Below are 18,034 nucleotides of genomic sequence, written 5' to 3' on the forward strand. Positions count from 1 at the left end.
ACGCCGAATTCTGGCGTCAATACAGGAGCCGCAGCCATGGCAGGCGCATATGATGACCGTGACGGTAAAATCTGGATGGATGGCGCAATGGTCGATTGGCGCGATGCCAATGTGCACCTGCTGACCCATGCGATGCATTACGCCAGTTCCGTGTTTGAGGGCGAGCGGTGCTATAACGGCAAGATCTTCGAATCCCGCCGCCATTCCGAAAGGCTGCGCTATTCCGCAGAATGCCTGGATTTCGAAATTCCCTATACGGTTGATGAAATCGAGGCGGCGAAACAACAGGTTTTGGCGGCGAATGGGTTTACCGACGCATACGTGCGGGCCATCGCGTGGCGCGGCGCGGGCGAAGACATGGGCGTGGCCGCCAAACGCAACCCCGTGCGCCTGGCGATCGCCGCCTGGGAATGGGGCAATTACTATGGCGACGCCAAGATGAAAGGCGCCAGGCTGGACATCGCCAAATGGAAACGCCCCAGCCCCGAAACAGCGCCCAGCCATGCCAAGGCCGCCGGGCTGTATATGATTGCCACCATGTCAAAACACGCCGCCGAGGCAAAAGGGTGCAGCGATGCGATGATGTTCGATTATCGCGGCTATGTGGCCGAAGCGACGGGCGCCAACATATTTTTCGTCAAGGATGGCGAAGTGCACACCCCCGACCCCGACGCATTCCTGAACGGCATCACCCGCCAAACCGTGATCGGCATGCTGAACGACCGCCAGATCAAGGTTCACGAACGCCACATCATGCCAGAAGAGCTGGAAGGCTTCGAACAATGCTGGCTGACCGGCACCGCCGCCGAGGTCACGCCGGTGGGCCAGATCGGCGATTACAACTTTGAGGTCGGCGCGCTGACCCGTGACATCGCCCAAGCGTATGAGCGTCTGGTGCGCCAATAAAACAGCGCGGCACCGCCGCCAAATGGGGGCCATCATTCCTATACGGTTGATGCGCCCCCTTGCCCCGCCCCCCTCAGCGCCCCATCATATATGTCACCGGGCAAAAGGGGCACCATCGTGAACACGACATACCCAGACATCGCAACTGGCTTTGTGCCGTGCTCATTCGCCTGGCCCGCTCGGCGCTGTGTGCAACCTGCCACCAAGGCCGGCACCTGACCCATGCTGCGCATAACCGATAAAATCACCATTCAGGATTGGGAGCTGAGCGAACAATTCACCCGCGCCTCAGGTCCGGGCGGGCAAAACGTCAACAAGGTCTCCACCGCCGTTGAACTGCGGTTCGAGGCCGAACGCTCGCCCAATCTGCCGCAACCGGTCAAAAACCGCCTGCGCCGGTTGGCGGGCCGACGCTGGACAAAAGACGGCGCGCTTGTCCTGATGGTTGATGAAACCCGAAGTCAGGCGCGCAACCGCGATATCGCGCGCGATCGGCTGGCGGCCCTGATCACCGAGGCAACAAAGACACCCAAACGCCGCATCGCAACCCGCCCCACCCTGGGCGCAAAAAAGCGCCGCCTGAAGGCAAAGAAAATGCGCGGCGATGTAAAAGCCATGCGCGGTTCCGTCTCTCCCGACGAGTGATGTTCATTTCTGTTTTGAAAATATCCCGGGGGAATCGCGCCAAAGGCGCGATGGGGGCTGGCCCCCTGCGCCGCGAAACGGCATCATCCGCCCATGACTGATTTGCTGACACGCCGCCACACCCGCCTTGGGCCGAATGTGCCCACATTTTACGACCGCCCGCTGCATCTGGTAAAAGGCAGCGGTGTCTGGCTGTGGGATGACACCGGCAAACGATACCTTGATTGCTACAACAACGTGCCCCATGTGGGCCATTGTCACCCCCATGTGGTGGCAGCCATCGCCCGGCAGGCCGGTACGCTGAACACCCACACACGCTATCTTCACACCGGCATTCTTGATGCGCTGGATCGGATAACGGCGACCCTGTCACACGATCTGAGCCAAGGCATCATGGTCTGCACCGGGTCCGAGGCGAATGATATCGCCCTGCGCATGGCCCAGGCGGCAACCGGGCACACGGGTATCATCGCCACCGACAATACTTACCATGGCAACACCACCGCCACGGCGCAGCTGTCCACCCGACGCCCGCCCATTGGTGGCTATCCGCCCCATGTGCGCCTGGTGCCCGCACCGGAATCCGATACCGACCCCGAACAGTTTGCCGCCCATGTCCGCCGCGCGATTGGTGAATTGCAAAGTGCCGGTTTTGGGTTTTCCGGCATGATGTTATGCCCGGTGTTCGCCAACGAAGGCCTGCCCAATATCGCACCCGGATTTCTGAACCCCACCGTTTCGGCAATCCGTGATGCCGGGGGTCTGATCCTGTGTGATGAGGTACAGCCGGGGTTTGGGCGGTGTGGTCAATGGTGGGGGCATGATTGGCTGGGCTTTGCGCCGGATGTGGTGACATTGGGCAAACCCATGGGCAACGGCCATCCGGTGGCGGCGGTCATTGCCAACCCCACGGTGATGAAGGCGTTTCGCACTGCCTTTGGTTATTTCAACACGTTCGGCGGCAATCCGGTTTCGGCCGCTGCGGTCAACGCCACGTTGGATGTGATCGAACGCGATGGTTTGGTCGCCCATGCCGGGGCGATGGGCCGCCATGCCCGTGCCGCGCTGGGGCGGTTGTCTCACCCTGCCATCACCGAAATTCGCGGCAACGGTTTGTTCTTTGGCGCGGTGCTTGAAACAAATGGCGCCCCCGCCACCGACCTGGCCGCGCAGGTGGTCGAAGACATGAAAGACCAGGGTGTTTTGATCGGGCGGATCGGGCGGCATATGAACATTCTGAAAATGCGCCCCCCCATGCCCATTTCCGCGCAAGAGATTGATCTTGCAATTGACACACTGGCCGAGGCTTTGCGCACCCATGACCAATGAAGAGGCCATCGCCCTGGCCCGGAATGCCCTGACCCATTGGGGCGGGGGCCGGGTTGAACGCCTGATTGCCAACCGCGAAAACGCGGTGTTTGAGGTGCAGATGAGCGGCACCCGCGCGGCACTGCGGCTGCACCGCGCCGGATATCAAACCGATGGCGCAATCCGGTCCGAATTGGTCTGGACCGATTATCTGGCACAATCCGGGTTTCCCTGCCCCCGGCCCATTCCCACGCAAGAGGGCACCTTGATGGGCGAACCGGCCTTCGGGCCGCGCGCCTCGGTGGTTTCGTGGATTGACGCACCCCCGATCGGGGCGATGGAGCGCACCAATCCACAGCCCGTTTCAGAGCAATGTGAAACCTATCACGCTTTGGGCAAGATGTTGGCGCGACTTCACGAAATCTCTGATGACTGGGATCTGCCGCCTGATTTTGAACGCTTTTCCTGGAGCATCGATGCCCTGACCGGGGCGACCCCGTTGTGGGGGCCGTTCTGGAACAACCCCGCCCTTACCGGGCCTGAATCCGCCCTGTTGCAAGAGGCCCGCAGCGCCGCGCGATCTGCCCTTTTGGCAAAATCGTGGAACACCGGGCTGATTCATGCCGATGTGTTGCAGGAAAACGTGTTGGGCACCGCCGGGCACCTGCATCTGATCGATTTTGATGATGGCGGGATCGGCCTGCGGCTTTATGATCTGGGCACTGCCATGGTTCAGCATTTCGATCTGCCCCATGGGCATGATCTGGGCGCGGCGCTGTGTGATGGCTATGGCGGGGGGCATGGCGATCTGGCGCTGTTCACGATGCTGCGGGGTCTGGCCAGCTGTGGCTGGATTATTCCGCGTGTGCCCCACGATGACCCCCGCCAAAGGGCGTACGGCGAACGGGCACTGAAACTGGCGCGCGCCTATCTGGGGTAAAACGGCCCCACCGGTTTAGCGAGGGGGCCGTGATGCGCCGCACATCGCGGCGCGGGCGCTTAGCCCTTTTTCAACACGCGATTGCCCAGAAGTTCGGCAATCTGCACCGCATTCAGGGCCGCGCCCTTGCGCAGGTTGTCAGACACACACCACAGGTTCAGGCCGTTTTCGACGGTCGTATCCTGACGGATACGCGAAATATAGGTGGCGAAATCACCGACACATTCGATCGGGGTGATATATCCGCCATCTTCGCGTTTATCGACAACCATGATGCCGGGGGATTCGCGCAGAATGTCGCGCGCTTCGTCCTCGTCCAGGAAATCTTCGAATTCGATGTTGATCGCTTCGGAATGGCCAACGAAAACCGGCACGCGCACACAGGTGGCCGTGACCTTGATCTTGGTATCCATGATCTTTTTGGTTTCCGCAACCATTTTCCATTCTTCTTTGGTGTCGCCGGAATCCATGAACGCGTCGATATGCGGAATCACGTTGAACGCGATCTGCTTGGTGAACTTTTTCGCCGGCTTGTCATCGACCGGATTATAAATGCTCTTGGTCTGATCCCACAGCTCGTCAATGCCATCCTTGCCGGCACCGGAAACCGATTGATAGGTCGAAACCACAACCCGTTTGATCCGCGCGCGATCATGCAGCGGCTTTAGCGCCACAACCATCTGCGCGGTCGAACAATTGGGGTTGGCGATGATGTTCTTGTTTGAAACCATCGTGATCGCGTCTGGGTTCACTTCGGGCACGATCAGCGGGATTTCCGAATCGTAGCGATACAGCGATGAGTTGTCGATCACCACACATCCGGCCTTGGCCGCCTTGGGCGCATATTGCTTGGTTGCGTCCGATCCGATGGCAAACAGCGCCATGTCCCAACCGGTAAAATCAAACGTATCCAGATCTTGGGTCTTGAGGGTTTTGTCGCCAAAGCTGACCTCGGTGCCCAAGGATTTGCGCGACGCAAGTGCCGCAATCTTTTCGACGGGAAACTGACGTTCCGCCAGAATACTCAGCATTTCTCGGCCCACATTGCCCGTGGCACCGACGACGACGATTTTATAACCCATGGTGGGACTCCTCAAGATCGCAGGACGGCGTTTGATAGCCCAGGTAGAGGCCAAGGGAAAGGGCGCGCGCATGGCGATTTGTGGCCTGCGACATTTGCGTTTCAGATGGGTCCGGCACAGATTTGCGCGCCTTGCGATTGCGCGGCGTGGCAGGGCGGCTTATGACAGGGCCAACAGGAAAGGGGCGCCGCCATGGCCAATCATCTGTATCAGAACGATCTTCCCGATGGGCTGAATCTGGGGCCTGTCGTGGCCATTGATTGTGAAACCATGGGGCTGAATCCGCACCGTGACCGGCTGTGCCTGATTCAGATGTCGGGGGGCGATGGCAATGCCCATATGGTGCAGGTCACGCCGGGCCAGGATGCCGCGCCAAACCTGTGCGCGATGCTGACCAATCGCGATGTGTTGAAGCTGTTTCATTTTGGCCGCTTTGATATCGCGGCGTTGCTGAATGCATTCGGCGTGGTCACGGCGCCGGTATATTGCACCAAGATCGCCAGCAAACTGGTGCGCACCTATACGGACCGGCACGGGCTGAAATATCTTTTGCAGGAATTGTTACAGGTCGACATTTCGAAATATCAACAACAAAGCGATTGGGGCGCGGCCAAACTGACGCCAGCACAGTTGGATTATGCCGCGTCTGATGTGCTGTATCTGCATGCATTGCGCAAGGAACTGGATAAACGTCTGGCCCGCGAAGGCCGGGGCGACATGGCCCAGGCCTGTTTTGATTTCCTGCCGATGCGGGCGCAATTGGATCTGAACGGATGGCCGGATCAGGATATCTTTTCCCACTAAGCTGCGGAAAATCGCGCACCCCCTTTTGCGCGCGTTGACTTGGCCCTAGATTACAGGCGGTAACAGATGGGCAAGTGGCGTGGCACGGTTTGACAACAGATATTCCCGGCTGGTTGCCTGGCTCAAGGTGATCCTGCCGCTGACCGCGCTGGCCATCCTTTCGACCCTGTTTCTGGTTTCAAAAAAGGCCGACCCGACCCGCGCGATCCCCTATTCCGAAGTTGAGGTGGCGGCGATCTTGCGCGAACAGCGCATTGACCGGCCTGATTATTCCGGCGTCACCCGCGATGGCACCGCAATCACGATGGCCGCCACAAGCGCACGCCCCGAAACAACCGATTCCGTCAGTGCCGAACAATTGCGCCTGCGGCTGGAAACCCGCGACGGTGGCATTCTGGATCTGACCGCAGGCACCGGCCTGGTTGATACCGGGCGACAGCAGGCGGATCTGACCGACGGCGTAAAGATTCTCACCTCGACCGGTTATGCCATTGAAACCCAAGGCGTATCTGCGCGCCTCGATATCACGGACGTGTTCAGCGAAGGCGAAATTTCGGCCCAAGGCCCGATGGGGCAACTGAATGCCGGGCAAATGCAGCTAAAGCAGCATCCGGCCCCCGGCAGCGCCGAGGACGGGCCATCCTATGTTCTTGTTTTCAACCAAGGCGTTCGCCTGATATACCAACCCAATGCAACGCAGGGAGGCGGGCAATGACGCGGATCGCAACACTGGCCACATTACTGATGCTGTGCGGGGCGCCAGCTCTGGCCCAAGGCACCAACATTGCCTTTGGCGGGCTGAAACACGATACATCGCAACCCGTCGAGGTGGCGTCCGACAGCCTGTCGATTGATCAGGCCGACGGATCGGCAGAATTTTCCGGCAATGTTCTGATTACCCAGGGCGAAATGCGGCTGAGTGCGGGTGCGGTGCGGGTGGTATATGCGCCGGGTGGGGCCGGACAAATTTCGGAAATGCGCGCCACCGGCGGCGTCACCCTGGTTAATGGTGCCGAGGCGGCCGAGGCCCGCGAGGCGATATATTCCATCGACAAGGGCACCGTCGTGATGACCGGCGATGTGTTGCTGACCCAAGGTCAGAACGCCCTGTCATCCAATACTCTGACGATCAATCTGGCTGCCGGCACCGGCATCCTAGAGGGCCGTGTGCGCACGGTGTTTCAGACCGGCGGCAACTGATGACTGACCCAAAGTTAAGACTGGCGGCCAGCGGTACGGGCCTGCAAATCCGCAATCTGCGCAAAAGCTATCGCAAACGGCTGGTGATCCGCGATGTCACGCTGGATTTGGCGCGGGGCGAGGTTGTCGCGCTGCTCGGGCCGAACGGATCGGGCAAAAGCACGGTGTTTTATTGCATCGCCGGATTGGTACAGCCCGAAGGCGGCCAGGTCATCATTGACGGGCGCGAGGTCACGACCCTGCCGATGTATCGCCGCGCCAAGCTGGGCATCGGGTATTTGCCACAAGAGATGTCGATTTTTCGCGGCATGAGTGTCGAAGACAACATTCTTGCCATTCTGGAAATCAGCACCAAGGATCGCAGCACCCGCCGCGACCGATTAGAGGAATTGCTGAGCGAGTTTTCGATCACCCATCTGCGCCACACTCCGGCACCGGCCCTGTCGGGTGGCGAACGGCGACGCGCCGAAATTGCGCGCTGTCTGGCGGCAAACCCGTCCTATGTGCTGCTCGACGAACCCTTTGCCGGGGTTGATCCGATTGCCGTGGCGGAAATCCGCGGATTGGTCGGCGATCTGAAAAACCGCGGCATCGGCGTTTTGATCACCGACCATAACGTGCGCGAAACCTTGGGGATCGTTGACCGTGCCTATATCCTGCACGACGGTCAGGTATTGATGAGCGGCACCAGTGACGAAGTGGTGCGCGATGAAAATGTGCGGCGCGTCTATTTGGGCCAGGGGTTTCGCATTTCCTGACACTCGGCCAGGTTGTGGGTTGGTTTGGATTGACAAATCGCGATCTTGAGGCGCCAAATGGGGCGATGACAGAGATACCCGTAACCTTCGCCCGAATGCATATACGCCAATTGGCCGGGGTTCCGGAGCCGATTTCTGATCATCAACGTTCACGACCCAGCGTGCGGTGCCCGGCCCCGCCGTCGCCCCACGCGTCCCTTTTCCAGCACCACAGGAGATGTAATGCAGTACCAAATTAGCGGCAAACAAATCGATATCGGCGAAGCCTTGCAAACCCATGTGCGTACCGAGATCGATGCCATGATCGCAAAGTACCCGGGCCGTCCGACCGATGCCCTGGTGGTGTTTTCAAAGGATGGTCATGAATTTATCTGCGAATCCGTGGTGCATTTGTCGACCGGCCTGACGGTTCAGGCACGGGGGCGGGGCACCGAAATTTACGGCAGTTTCGACAGCGCCGCAGAAAAGATGGATAAACAACTGCGCCGTTACAAGCGCCGGTTGAAAGACCATCACAAGGACCGGTCACAGCCTGTTGAACTTTCCGGGGCTTCCTCGTATATCCTTGCGGCAAGTGACAGCGAAGAAATGGACGAGCCTGATAGCCTGGCCCCCATGATCATCGCCGAAATGGAAACGAAAATTCCGCGGCTCAGTGTGGGCGAAGCGGTGATGCAGATGGAGCTGGCGGGCGCACCGGTTTTGGTGTTCCGCAATGAAAAACAAAGCGCCGAGGTCAACATCGTGTATCGCCGTGAAGACGGCAACATTGGGTGGATTGATCCTAAAACGGTGTAAAACCTTGGTCTCCGCCTGACTTTGGGGCCCATTGGACGTTAGGACGACATGCAGGTTTCAACGCTTCTTTCCCCACAGGCCGTTCGTTCTGTTGGCACAATGACCAGCAAAAAACGGCTGTTCCAGGAGTTGGGCGAATTGGCCCATACGGTTTATGGCCTTTCCGCCAATCGCACCATAGAGGCGTTGATGGATCGTGAAACCCTTGGGCCCACCGCAGTGGGGCATGGCATTGCCTTGCCCCACGCCCGGCTGGACCAGGCCAAAAAGGTGTGTGGCCTGTTCATCCGGCTGGAGCGGGGCATGCAATTTGATGCCGTCGATCACAAACCTGTCGATCTGATTTTTGCGCTGTTTGCGCCCAGCAACGCGGGGGTTGAACACCTCAAGGCGTTGGCATTGGTGGCACGCACCCTGCGCAACACCGATTTATGCACGAAACTGCGCGCCAATGATGACCCCGCCGTTCTTCATGCCATGCTGACCGAAACAGCGCGCAGTCAGGCGGCGTGAGCCTGATCGCCCCAGGTGCGATAACCGAACATCATATAATCCCGTTGATAGACATCGCGCACTGCGGCTTCGATTTCTGAATCGTAGATTTCCGGCAGCAGGCCCAATTCAGGCTCGGGCGCATCGGGCGCAGACATGCCGATTTGGCCTGACACCGCCGACAGGCCCTGAGACAACTGGGTATCGCGGATAATCATATCCGGTGACATGAATTGTGCCATGCCCTGCACAAGGCCCGATTGGGTGGCCCAGGCGGGATCATTGCGAATGCTGGTCTGACCGCCCAGGTTGCCTTTGACAAATTTCAAAAACGCCAGAAACGCGGCGCGATACGCCGGTGTCTCCCCGACCCCGTCATCGGGCAGCGGCACGTTATAGCGGTCGCGCAATGTGGTCCGCAGATCGCCATATCCGTCCTGATCAACCGGCCAGATATGGCGCGCAAAGGTGTCGTGAATCCGCGCCACGGGGTGTTCGATCACCGTGAAACTGCGGTGATCTGGGTTTTTCCGTTTCCATTTGCGCAAATCTTTTTGTGTCATTTCCGGTGTGACGGCCGGGGCGCCATCAAGCCGGGCAAACCACGATTCAACCCGCGCCATCGCCCCACCGCGAATCGGCAAATACACCAGCGGGCTTTGTGCGGCAAAGATGAAGCCGGGGATATTGGGGCCGCGCCGCTGTTCAAAATTGGGGGTGCGGCCCAGATCGAAATGATCATGCCCGGCCAGATGGGCCACCATATCATCATAATTCAGCACCTTATCCCTAAGCGGGCTGGGATTTTGCACCTTGGTTTTGCCGCTTGTCCCATCAAGGCGGTCAGACACCCCCAGATAGGCCAAGAGGCCGTTCAGAATTTCGACATCGTTGATATCATCGTACCGGATATAAAACGCGGTCTGCCCGGACACCTGCAAATGACGCGTCAAATCCTGCTGAAAGCCCTGTAATTTCGACAGGTGGCGCGAAAAACCAACAGGATCAAAGGTGATCTTGGCGGTTTTCGCCGCCTTCAGATCGCCAAGGCGCCATTGGCCGGTCAGCCGGGCGATTTCCAATGAAACATAGCTGTCCAACGGATTGCGGGTCAGCACGACCTTGGCACAGCGCGATTCCGTCAGGCAATGTGACAGAATCCGGGGATCATGGTCGTGAAAAAACCGAAATCCGGCGATGCCTTCTGTCTTGTCCCGGATCGCACGCAGCAATTGTAACGGATCGGCCTCGCGCGCGGCGATGGTGATGCCCGCCTGTTCGGTCTTGCCCGCATGGCTGATGAAATGGGGGTTGAATGCTTCGCCCCAACATTTCAGACCCGTGACCGAGTTTAATGTATCTTCCAGAAAATTCGACCCCGTCCGCATTTCCGCAAGCAGGATAAAGCTGTCAAATCGGGCCATCTAACGCACCAAATAAGGTTTACGCCGCACGGGCGTTTGGGTTTCGGACACATCGCCTGTGGGAAAATCGCCCATCAGATACGGCTGCATCCCTTGGTTTTTCAGATTCTGCAAAAACTGGCCAAATCCGGTCAGATCATGCATTTGCGGCGCGGTGCTCAACCGCCGGTTTGCGCGCGCGCCGATCTCATCAATGATCGATTGCAACGGTTCAACCGGGGCATCGACAAAATCCGCCATACTCCAGATCCGCACGCGCGCCTTGGTGTGGATATGGCGCAGCCTGGCCAATTGTTGGGCCTCAACCTGTTGCAAACGCGCCGCAGCCCGGCGCAGATCGGAAAAATCGCGGCGCGACCGAAACAGCGGCACGGCCCAGGCCCCGGTGATCACCGAAATCGACGCATTCGGATCATCAATCAGAAACTCGGCAATTTTCTGTTTGTCACGGGGGCCAAACAGAAAACATTGCCGTTCGCCCCGTGTATTCCACACCAGATTGGTCAAAAAAGCACGGGGGTTATAATCACGCAGAGCGGCGGTGTCGGGCAAGGCCCCGGCATAGATTTTGTAATTGTCGGCAAAATGCGCCCGCTCGGAGGCAAACAAATGCCCATGCACCCGTGCACCTGTGGCCTTGTGCAGCCAGGGGCCGAAATCCTGAAACAGATCACCGAATCCCTGAAACACGGAGTAAGGCGCGCAGGTTTTGCCGTTTTCCCAGCCGTTTTTGGGAAACCGGCTGGCCATGTACAGCCCGGCGCGCCCCCGCGTGCGCCGCTCGATCGCCTTGGCGAAAACACGGTCAATCTTGCCCGGATTCGGCTCGGCGCGGTTTTCGCTGGCCAGGGTATCGGACAGAAACGTGCCATACAGCCGCGCGGCCCCCGGCCAGATCTTGCGCGCCATGAAGCAATCAGAGCGGCGCAAAAGTTGCAGATGATCATCATAAAAGATGTGCGGTTTGCCCTGATAATCAAACTTGGACAGGGTCAAGGACCGGCTTTCCACCTGATCCGAATAAAGCCGCACCAGGGTTTGGTAATAGCTTTCATCGGGAATCCAGACCCGTTTGAAATAAGCATCAAATTCATCCCGCCGCGGGCTTTCCAGAATCGCGCCCAGGGTCTGACGGGTCAGGCACCACCATTGCGACCCCATATGCGGGCTGATCCCCGCCGGAATGCGGCGTTTCAATTTTACATGGCGCTGCAGATTGACATAGGCATCAAACAACCGCCGATGGCGTTTCCACGAGAACGGAAACCGCAGCGTGAAACGTTCATGGTCAAGCCCGCCCACCGTCCACGGCACATCCTGTGTCGTCACGCTTTCGATAAAGTTTATGCCCGGACGCGCCGCCAGATAGGCCGACAATTCGGCAATGGGGCGCAATGGCAGGCAGGACCCCGAAGCCAGATAGACATGCCCGACCTGTGGAAATCTGCGCAGCATCATTTCTGCCCCGGTTTGGGAGGCCTCAACCAATGACCAGGTGCCCCATTCACAGGCGTGACGTTTGCAAAATTGCACCGCCGGATAGGGCGACACATCCCGCACCAGACCATCATAGCGCGCCGACTCCACCCGTTTATCCACGTGAATAACAACCGGGCATCCGGCCTTTGCCCAATGAATCGCCACCTGCGCCGCACGATCCAACGCATCGTGACACATCATGACAAACCCGACGGTCACGCCCAATTTCCCTTGGACATCAGGCCCAAAATCTCTAACTGGCGCCAGTTGATGTATTTCTCGCTCCAATTGCACCACAGATCGGGATCGGTTTCGCGCAATTTATCATGATATGCCTGATATTCCGCGCCATTGGCAAAATGTTCGCGGCGCTTCACCTCTTCCTGGGCCTTTTGGCCGAGGGTGTTCAAAAATTTGGCGTGCAGCAGAACTCCCGAGGTTTTTTCACCCCCGTCTTCGTCATATACCTTGTTCAATCCGCGCGGCAAAAGCATGTGAGTGGAGCTGATATAGGCATAATGCCGGTTCCATTTGACCAGTGGCGTCTTGTTCAGCGCCGGTGCCTTTTTCGGCTGATCGGGCAAAAAGAATCGCGATCTTGGGCCACCCTGAATCCACAGATTGCCCAGCGCGCTGTTTTTGCTGATCGTATAGTTTCCGGAATCGAACCAATTGGCGATGTCGATCGGGTTCTGCCCCTCTTCATAGCTATGCTGTGACAGCGGCCCCTTGGGATACATATCCAACATCATCGTGCCAAAAGATCTGACAGCCGAGGCATCCAACCAATCGGTCAGCGCGGCAATCGGGCGCGTTTCACAGAATGGATAGACGAAAAATTCATCTACATCCACGGTCAACGTCCAATGGCGATGGCCATAGCGGGCAAGAAGGTGGTTCATCCAATCCAGCCCGAACCGCGATTTGCGATAACTGCGGGTGGTGTACCACAGCGAAACGTCGGGCTGTTTGGCCAGATATTCCCCGGTGCCGTCATCCGATCCGTTATCGACGATCAGGAAATGGTTGATGCCCAAGGCGCGGTAATATTCAAGAAAATAGGGCAGGCGAATGCGCTCGTTGCGCAGGGTGGAAAATAACAGAGTATCGTTACCGGCAATCTGCGCCGTGCGGTTTTGCACCGAGGTCAACTGCCGCCGCTTGCGCCACGCCCGCATCAAGGCCACGCGCCGCCGCCATCTCAGCCGATATGATTCAACGACGCCCACAAATACCCTTTAACCGCCAATAGCACCCTAGCCCGCGCCGGTGAACGCCGGGTTAACCCTGTTTATGGCTTTTTCCGGCCTGAAAAAGCGTAACTTACACGGCATGGCTAATCAACATGATCCCACGCGCCACGGGTCAACAGCCCAAGCTTTTCAAGCTGTTGCCACGAGACATAGCGCTGTGCATGCGGCGCCCACAAATCGGGGTTGGCGATCAACCCGTCATAGTAATCATCATACAGGGCGCTGTTTGAAAAATGCTCTTGGCGTTGCTTTTCTTCGGCGGATTTCTCGACAATCGTGTTCAGAAATTTGGTGTGTAACAGGGCCCCAGTGGGGCGATCAAACCCCGGTTCAGGATAGGACCGGTTCAACCTTGGGGGCAGCAAGGAATGCGTTGAATCCAGATAGGAATAACGCCGGTGCCATTTGACCAATGGCGTCTTGTTCATGGTCGGCGCGCGGTGCGGTGCCGATTGGAAGAAATGGCGCGCGCGCACCCCGCCTCGGGTCAACAGGGTTTGCAATTCGGGGCGGGGGTGGTGGGTGAAATTATCGGCATCGAAATACGGTATCGCATCTGCCGGATTCTGGCCTGCAACATAGGTTGCATCGCGCACCGGCCCCTTGGGATAGAGATCAATCATCAAGGTGCGGAAACTGTGCCAGCCGTGTTGATCCAACCAGCGGGTCAGGTGTGGCAGCCGCCCGGCATGCTGGTGCGGGATGATCAAAATCTCATCTGCGTCCAATGTCAGGCACCAATGCCCATGACCATGGCGCAACTGCAGCCAGCCCAGCCAATCCATTCCAAAACGCGATTTTTTATAACTTCCGGTGGTCTGCCAGACCGAGGCATCGGGTTGGCGCGTCAACAGATCGGCGGTGCCATCGGTGCTGTCATTGTCCACGAACAGGAAATGATCAACCCCCAGATCGCGGTGATGCTGAATGAAATACGGCAGGCGTAACGCTTCGTTTCGCACGGTGCAAAACAGCAGAATATCACCGGAATTTATCGTTTTGGTCCGATCACACAGCGCCACAAGCTGTTTGCGTTTTCGAATGGCGCGGCCAAGCAGATACCGCCGCCTCCACCGCAACCGATAGGCGCGCCATGCTAGATAAAGCGCGCTATTCGTCATACCCTGGTGATTCATGCCAACGCCATGCATCCGCGATCATGGTTTCCAAGTCTGATCGTTTCGGCGTCCAGCCCAATTCGGCCTTTGCCCGGGTGCTGCCCGAGACCAGAGCGGTGGCATCGCCAATGCGGCGCGGTCCATCAACAACCGGCACCGCGCGGTTGGTCACACTGGCGGAATGCGCCACAACCTCGCGCACGGAAAATCCGGTGCCAGTGCCCAGATTGAACACCCGGTTGCCTTTGCCCGCCTCGAGCCACTGCAGACCCAGAACATGCGCATCGACCAAATCACACACATGCACATAATCACGGATACAGGTGCCATCGGGCGTGTCATAATCCGTGCCATGCACGGTCAGCGCCGCGCGCTTGCCCTGAATTGCATGCAACATCAACGGGATAAGATGGGTTTCAGGTTGGTGATTTTCCCCAATCTCGCCATCGGGGTCGGCTCCGGCGACGTTGAAATACCGGAATATAACGTGGTTCAAACCGTGGCTGTTGGAAAAGTCGATCAACATGTCTTCGATCGCGCGCTTGCTTGCCCCATAGGCATTCAACGGCGCCTGAACACAGCTCTCGTCCAGCGTCACGCCATCCTGATCACCATAGGTGGCGCATGTCGATGAAAATACGATGTTGCGGCATCCGGCATCCAACGCCGCCTCGATCAGGTTCAATGACCCCGAAACATTGTTGCGCCAGTATTTTCCGGGGTCGCGCGTTGCCTCACCCACATCGGAAAATGCGGCAAAATGCATGACAGCAACCGGAGCGTATTTCGCAAAAACCGCATCAAGACGGCCCCGGTCCAGCAAATCACCCTGTTCAAACGGGCCGAATTTTGCCGCCGCGGCAAACCCCGTACTCAGATTGTCGAAACACACCGGTTCGTACCCTGCGGCGGCCAGCGCCTTGCAGGCGTGCGACCCGATATATCCCGCGCCACCCGTGACAAGAATTCTCTGCATGCAAATTTGCCTTACTGCGCGGCTTTCTGGCTGGTCACAAGTTCGTTGATATAGGTCGAAAACTCATCCCGCAAATCAGGGCGCGACAGGCCAAAGGCAACCGTGGCCTGCAAGAAACCCGCCTTTGAGCCACAATCAAACCGTTGCCCCCGAAAGCGCAGACCAAAAACATCGCCGCCTGCAACGATTTCTTGGGCGATGGCATCGGTCAACTGAATTTCGCCGCCGGCCCCGGATTTCATCTTGTTCAATGTTTTCAGGATATTGGGCGTCAGGATATAGCGGCCGATCACAGCCAGATTGCTGGGCGCGTCTTCCTGTTTGGGCTTTTCAACCATGCCTTTCACCCGCACGAGCGATCCCAGGTCTTCGGCCACATCCAGCACGCCGTAAGACGATGTTTTTTCTGGTGCCACTTCCATCGCGGCAACCATATTGCCGCCGGTCTCCTCATAGGATTCGACCATTTGCTGCAGACAGGGTTTCTCGGCCGCGATCACATCGTCCGGCAAAATTACCGCAAACGGCTCATCCCCGATCAGGCGCCGCGCGCACCACACCGCATGGCCGAGGCCCAAGGGTTTGTGCTGCCGGATATAGGCAATGGCACCACTGTCCATGATCGTGTCCTTCATCGCATCCAGCAAATCGTCTTTGCCTTTCTGACGCAACGCGGCCTCTAATTCGGGGGCATGATCAAAATAATCCTCAAGCGCGGATTTCCCACGCGAGGTGACAAAAATGAATTCCTTGATGCCTGCGGCGCGGGCTTCGTCAATTGCGTACTGGATCAGCGGACGATCCACCAATGTCATGATTTCCTTGGGTATTGATTTCGTCGCCGGCAAAAACCGCGTTCCCAAACCTGCAACAGGAAAGACCGCTTTTGTAACTTTGCGCCTCATGTCGGCTCCTTGTACGTAAAAACTGATTTCTATCTTAATAGCGCAAGAAAAATCGGATGAACAGCAGTGAACAGATACAGCATGACCACAAGTAAACCATCCGGCGAAACCGGTAAATTTCTGATTATTGATGCTTTTCGCACTGAAAGGGCGGCACAATACCCCTGTTTGCGTCTAAATCGACATTTAGGTACCTTGCAACACCGTCGCGCGCGGCACATGCACCGCCCGTCCGCAGGCGGAAATCGGCCAAGTTGAATTTGGCCATTTCTGACAGCCGAAAAATCTCAGCCGCGATCCGGCGCGCACGATCTGTTCAGACAAATCCCCCCGCGCGGTTTCTATACACGGTTCATCAACTGCCGTTTGCCGAAAAAACACCAGGTGATCCGATGATACCAGTTGCCTGACACAATGTGCCAGGCAACTGAATGCTAGGTGGTCTTGGACAGTGTCACGCCGTCCTGTGTTTCCGGTTCGGGTACGATCTCGGCGTCTTCCGGCTCTGCTTCGGGGGGCGTGCTGTTTTTGGACACCTCGGCCTCTGAAACCTCGGGCTCTTTCGCGATTTGCCCCACGATCAACGGCAGCATCTCAGTGCTGGTGGGCATTACCATTTCGCCCGATTTCGGCACGCTCCAGGCCAGCGTATCGAATGCGCCGCAGCCCTGACACACCGGCACCCATGACGAATGTACAGTCTGGCAATTCTCGCACACCCATTGCGGGCCGCGCGATACCGATACGGCGCGGGTCAGCCAGCCGCGGACAATGGCATCATCCGCGCCCTCGCCCCGTTCGATTGCCGCCATGATGGTGACAGACCGGGCGGTGGGTTCGGTGGTGGCCAGATCGCCCAAGGCACGCCGCGCCGCCGGGAAATCCTCGTCGGCGATATAAAGTTCGGCCAACAACATCCGTGTTTCGGGATGATCCGGTTTGATCCGGGTCAGGGTGTTGAACCGTTTGATCCGGGCTGTGCTGGATTCATTCGGGTCAATCTCGGCAAAGGCAGCGGCCAGTTCCGGGTGCGGCTGGGCCTCCCATGCCTTGCGCAGTACGCGGGTGGCATAGCGGGGCTGATCGTTTTCGATATAGCTTCGCGCCGCCATCGCCGCCGCCGGAATAAGCGCGGGTGACAGGCGGTTCGCCTCGATCGCGGCCTCACGGGCGCGCACGCTTTTCCCGTCTTCCAGAATTTCGCGCGCTTCGGACAGGGCCAAAACTGCATCGCGGCGCTTGTGAACATCGCGCGGCAGGGTGCCTGTTTTCAGCTTGGCACCCAGCGTTTTGCGCGCGCCGGCCCAATCGGCATGGCCCGCCTGCAGTTGTAACAGAACATCTTGGGTTTCGCTGTGTTTCGGTTTCAGGGCAAATGCCTTTTCCGCCAGTTTCAGCGCGGTGTCTGTATCGCCCTCGGCCAGTTTTTGTTTCATCAGCCCGCGCACCCCGACAAAACGGGTGCGATCATGCACCAGAAGGGCCTTGTAAACCTCTTCGGCCTTGCGTTTGTCACCCACCATTTCGGCCGCCTGTGCCTTGATCAGATTGGTCAGTTCGGGGCGGCGCAGATATTTTTCGGCCCTTGCCGCCTTGGCCATGGCCAATTTACCCTCACCGGATGCCAGGGCCATGATGCCATCAGACAGCGCCTGAAACCCTTTGCGTTCGCGATTACGGTCAAAATACCGCGACATGGCGGTTTCATCACCATTCAAAAACCGGATCAGCGCCACAAGAAAGCTGACCAGTTTCAGAATGATCCAGACCGTCAATAACAGCAGCAGCGCCGCAATCGCCAATTGCAACGGGCCAAGGGTGAATTCGACATTGGCGATGGAAACAAGCACGCTGCCATCGGTTTCCATAAGTTGACCCGCACCCAGCGCCAAACCGGCGACAACGCAGATAAACAGGACGATTTTAAGAAGAGACCAAAGCATTCA

The 18,034-nt window shown here is 57.9% G+C and carries 18 protein-coding genes; 10 read left to right on the forward strand and 8 right to left on the reverse strand.

The window, feature by feature from the left end:
• The first annotated feature begins 36 nt into the window (after positions 1–36).
• The 4 genes from C8265_RS09330 to C8265_RS09345 all read left to right on the forward strand — a co-directional run bounded on the left by C8265_RS09330 (position 37) and on the right by C8265_RS09345 (position 3,799).
• Positions 37–906 carry a branched-chain amino acid aminotransferase gene (locus C8265_RS09330; RefSeq protein ID WP_108483903.1) on the forward strand — a complete coding sequence of 290 codons (870 nt, stop codon included), beginning with the start codon at positions 37–39 and terminating at the stop codon, positions 904–906.
• Between the two features lie 222 nt (positions 907–1,128).
• Complete coding sequence (arfB, locus tag C8265_RS09335; protein WP_108483738.1) at positions 1,129–1,551, forward strand: alternative ribosome rescue aminoacyl-tRNA hydrolase ArfB; 423 nt, start codon at positions 1,129–1,131, stop codon at positions 1,549–1,551.
• Between the two features lie 93 nt (positions 1,552–1,644).
• Positions 1,645–2,880 carry an aspartate aminotransferase family protein gene (locus tag C8265_RS09340; RefSeq protein ID WP_108483739.1) on the forward strand — a complete coding sequence of 412 codons (1,236 nt, stop codon included), beginning with the start codon at positions 1,645–1,647 and terminating at the stop codon, positions 2,878–2,880.
• The gene (locus tag C8265_RS09345) at positions 2,870–3,799 is read left to right on the forward strand and encodes a phosphotransferase enzyme family protein (RefSeq protein ID WP_108483740.1); all 930 of its coding nucleotides are present in this window, start codon (positions 2,870–2,872) and stop codon (positions 3,797–3,799) included. The genes C8265_RS09340 and C8265_RS09345 overlap by 11 nt, the downstream gene beginning before the upstream one ends.
• A gap of 59 nt (positions 3,800–3,858) precedes the next feature.
• Here C8265_RS09345 and C8265_RS09350 read toward each other — a convergent pair whose 3' ends face one another.
• Complete coding sequence (locus tag C8265_RS09350; RefSeq protein WP_108483741.1) at positions 3,859–4,881, reverse strand: aspartate-semialdehyde dehydrogenase; 1,023 nt, start codon at positions 4,879–4,881, stop codon at positions 3,859–3,861.
• 192 nt (positions 4,882–5,073) lie between these two features.
• Here C8265_RS09350 and C8265_RS09355 point away from each other — a divergent pair, with 192 nt between their 5' ends.
• The 6 genes from C8265_RS09355 (at position 5,074) to C8265_RS09380 (ending at position 8,954) form a co-directional block, all read left to right on the forward strand.
• On the forward strand, positions 5,074–5,685 hold the full coding sequence (locus C8265_RS09355) for a ribonuclease D (protein WP_108483742.1): 612 nt from the start codon (positions 5,074–5,076) through the stop codon (positions 5,683–5,685).
• 79 nt (positions 5,686–5,764) lie between these two features.
• A complete protein-coding gene (locus C8265_RS09360; protein ID WP_108483743.1) occupies positions 5,765–6,400 on the forward strand; it encodes a hypothetical protein in 636 nt (211 codons plus the stop codon).
• Positions 6,397–6,885 (forward strand): LptA/OstA family protein, encoded by a 489-nt coding sequence (locus C8265_RS09365; RefSeq protein WP_108483744.1) that lies wholly within the window; start codon positions 6,397–6,399, stop codon positions 6,883–6,885. Before C8265_RS09360 ends, C8265_RS09365 begins: the two co-directional genes overlap by 4 nt.
• Positions 6,885–7,643, forward strand: a complete 759-nt coding sequence (gene lptB / locus C8265_RS09370; RefSeq protein WP_108483745.1) for an LPS export ABC transporter ATP-binding protein — start codon at positions 6,885–6,887, stop codon at positions 7,641–7,643. Before C8265_RS09365 ends, lptB begins: the two co-directional genes overlap by 1 nt.
• 222 nt (positions 7,644–7,865) lie before the next feature.
• On the forward strand, positions 7,866–8,441 hold the full coding sequence (gene hpf, locus C8265_RS09375) for a ribosome hibernation-promoting factor, HPF/YfiA family (RefSeq protein WP_108483746.1): 576 nt from the start codon (positions 7,866–7,868) through the stop codon (positions 8,439–8,441).
• 48 nt (positions 8,442–8,489) lie between these two features.
• On the forward strand, positions 8,490–8,954 hold the full coding sequence (locus C8265_RS09380; RefSeq protein ID WP_108483747.1) for a PTS sugar transporter subunit IIA: 465 nt from the start codon (positions 8,490–8,492) through the stop codon (positions 8,952–8,954).
• On the opposite strand, the gene C8265_RS09385 is transcribed toward C8265_RS09380, so the two are convergent.
• The 7 genes from C8265_RS09385 to C8265_RS09420 all read right to left on the reverse strand — a co-directional run bounded on the left by C8265_RS09385 (position 8,942) and on the right by C8265_RS09420 (position 18,031).
• Complete coding sequence (locus C8265_RS09385) at positions 8,942–10,357, reverse strand: nodulation protein NodH (protein ID WP_108483748.1); 1,416 nt, start codon at positions 10,355–10,357, stop codon at positions 8,942–8,944. The two genes, C8265_RS09380 and C8265_RS09385, sit on opposite strands and share 13 nt — an antisense overlap.
• Positions 10,358–12,055 (reverse strand): DUF5927 domain-containing protein, encoded by a 1,698-nt coding sequence (locus tag C8265_RS09390; RefSeq protein ID WP_206050318.1) that lies wholly within the window; start codon positions 12,053–12,055, stop codon positions 10,358–10,360.
• The gene (locus tag C8265_RS09395; RefSeq protein WP_206050322.1) at positions 12,052–13,014 is read right to left on the reverse strand and encodes a glycosyltransferase family 2 protein; all 963 of its coding nucleotides are present in this window, start codon (positions 13,012–13,014) and stop codon (positions 12,052–12,054) included. The genes C8265_RS09390 and C8265_RS09395 overlap by 4 nt, the downstream gene beginning before the upstream one ends.
• A 158-nt stretch (positions 13,015–13,172) precedes the next feature.
• A complete protein-coding gene (locus C8265_RS09400; RefSeq protein ID WP_108483905.1) occupies positions 13,173–14,210 on the reverse strand; it encodes a glycosyltransferase family 2 protein in 1,038 nt (345 codons plus the stop codon).
• Positions 14,200–15,183, reverse strand: a complete 984-nt coding sequence (gene galE, locus C8265_RS09405; protein ID WP_108483750.1) for a UDP-glucose 4-epimerase GalE — start codon at positions 15,181–15,183, stop codon at positions 14,200–14,202. The genes C8265_RS09400 and galE overlap by 11 nt, the downstream gene beginning before the upstream one ends.
• An 11-nt stretch (positions 15,184–15,194) precedes the next feature.
• A complete protein-coding gene (galU, locus tag C8265_RS09410) occupies positions 15,195–16,088 on the reverse strand; it encodes a UTP--glucose-1-phosphate uridylyltransferase GalU (RefSeq protein ID WP_108483751.1) in 894 nt (297 codons plus the stop codon).
• Positions 16,089–16,522: 434 nt separating this feature from the next.
• Positions 16,523–18,031: a heme biosynthesis protein HemY gene (locus C8265_RS09420; RefSeq protein ID WP_108483753.1), complete on the reverse strand. Its 1,509-nt coding sequence runs from the start codon at positions 18,029–18,031 to the stop codon at positions 16,523–16,525.
• Positions 18,032–18,034 lie beyond the last annotated feature (3 nt).

Source organism: Oceaniglobus ichthyenteri, assembly GCF_003057885.1.
GTDB classification, from domain to species: Bacteria; Pseudomonadota; Alphaproteobacteria; order Rhodobacterales; family Rhodobacteraceae; genus Oceaniglobus; species Oceaniglobus ichthyenteri.

What these genes read in the sequence shown, in the direction of transcription:
- C8265_RS09330 (WP_108483903.1), top strand. Translation starts at nt 37, where the DNA reads ATGGCAGGCGCATATGATGACCGTGACGGTAAAATCTGGATGGATGGC.
- arfB (WP_108483738.1), top strand. Translation starts at nt 1,129, where the DNA reads ATGCTGCGCATAACCGATAAAATCACCATTCAGGATTGGGAGCTGAGC.
- C8265_RS09340 (WP_108483739.1), top strand. Translation starts at nt 1,645, where the DNA reads ATGACTGATTTGCTGACACGCCGCCACACCCGCCTTGGGCCGAATGTG.
- C8265_RS09345 (WP_108483740.1), top strand. Translation starts at nt 2,870, where the DNA reads ATGACCAATGAAGAGGCCATCGCCCTGGCCCGGAATGCCCTGACCCAT.
- C8265_RS09350 (WP_108483741.1), bottom strand. Translation starts at nt 4,881, where the DNA reads ATGGGTTATAAAATCGTCGTCGTCGGTGCCACGGGCAATGTGGGCCGA.
- C8265_RS09355 (WP_108483742.1), top strand. Translation starts at nt 5,074, where the DNA reads ATGGCCAATCATCTGTATCAGAACGATCTTCCCGATGGGCTGAATCTG.
- C8265_RS09365 (WP_108483744.1), top strand. Translation starts at nt 6,397, where the DNA reads ATGACGCGGATCGCAACACTGGCCACATTACTGATGCTGTGCGGGGCG.
- lptB (WP_108483745.1), top strand. Translation starts at nt 6,885, where the DNA reads ATGACTGACCCAAAGTTAAGACTGGCGGCCAGCGGTACGGGCCTGCAA.
- hpf (WP_108483746.1), top strand. Translation starts at nt 7,866, where the DNA reads ATGCAGTACCAAATTAGCGGCAAACAAATCGATATCGGCGAAGCCTTG.
- C8265_RS09380 (WP_108483747.1), top strand. Translation starts at nt 8,490, where the DNA reads ATGCAGGTTTCAACGCTTCTTTCCCCACAGGCCGTTCGTTCTGTTGGC.
- C8265_RS09385 (WP_108483748.1), bottom strand. Translation starts at nt 10,357, where the DNA reads ATGGCCCGATTTGACAGCTTTATCCTGCTTGCGGAAATGCGGACGGGG.
- C8265_RS09395 (WP_206050322.1), bottom strand. Translation starts at nt 13,014, where the DNA reads ATGCGGGCGTGGCGCAAGCGGCGGCAGTTGACCTCGGTGCAAAACCGC.
- C8265_RS09400 (WP_108483905.1), bottom strand. Translation starts at nt 14,210, where the DNA reads ATGACGAATAGCGCGCTTTATCTAGCATGGCGCGCCTATCGGTTGCGG.
- galE (WP_108483750.1), bottom strand. Translation starts at nt 15,183, where the DNA reads ATGCAGAGAATTCTTGTCACGGGTGGCGCGGGATATATCGGGTCGCAC.
- galU (WP_108483751.1), bottom strand. Translation starts at nt 16,088, where the DNA reads ATGAGGCGCAAAGTTACAAAAGCGGTCTTTCCTGTTGCAGGTTTGGGA.
- C8265_RS09420 (WP_108483753.1), bottom strand. Translation starts at nt 18,031, where the DNA reads ATGCTTTGGTCTCTTCTTAAAATCGTCCTGTTTATCTGCGTTGTCGCC.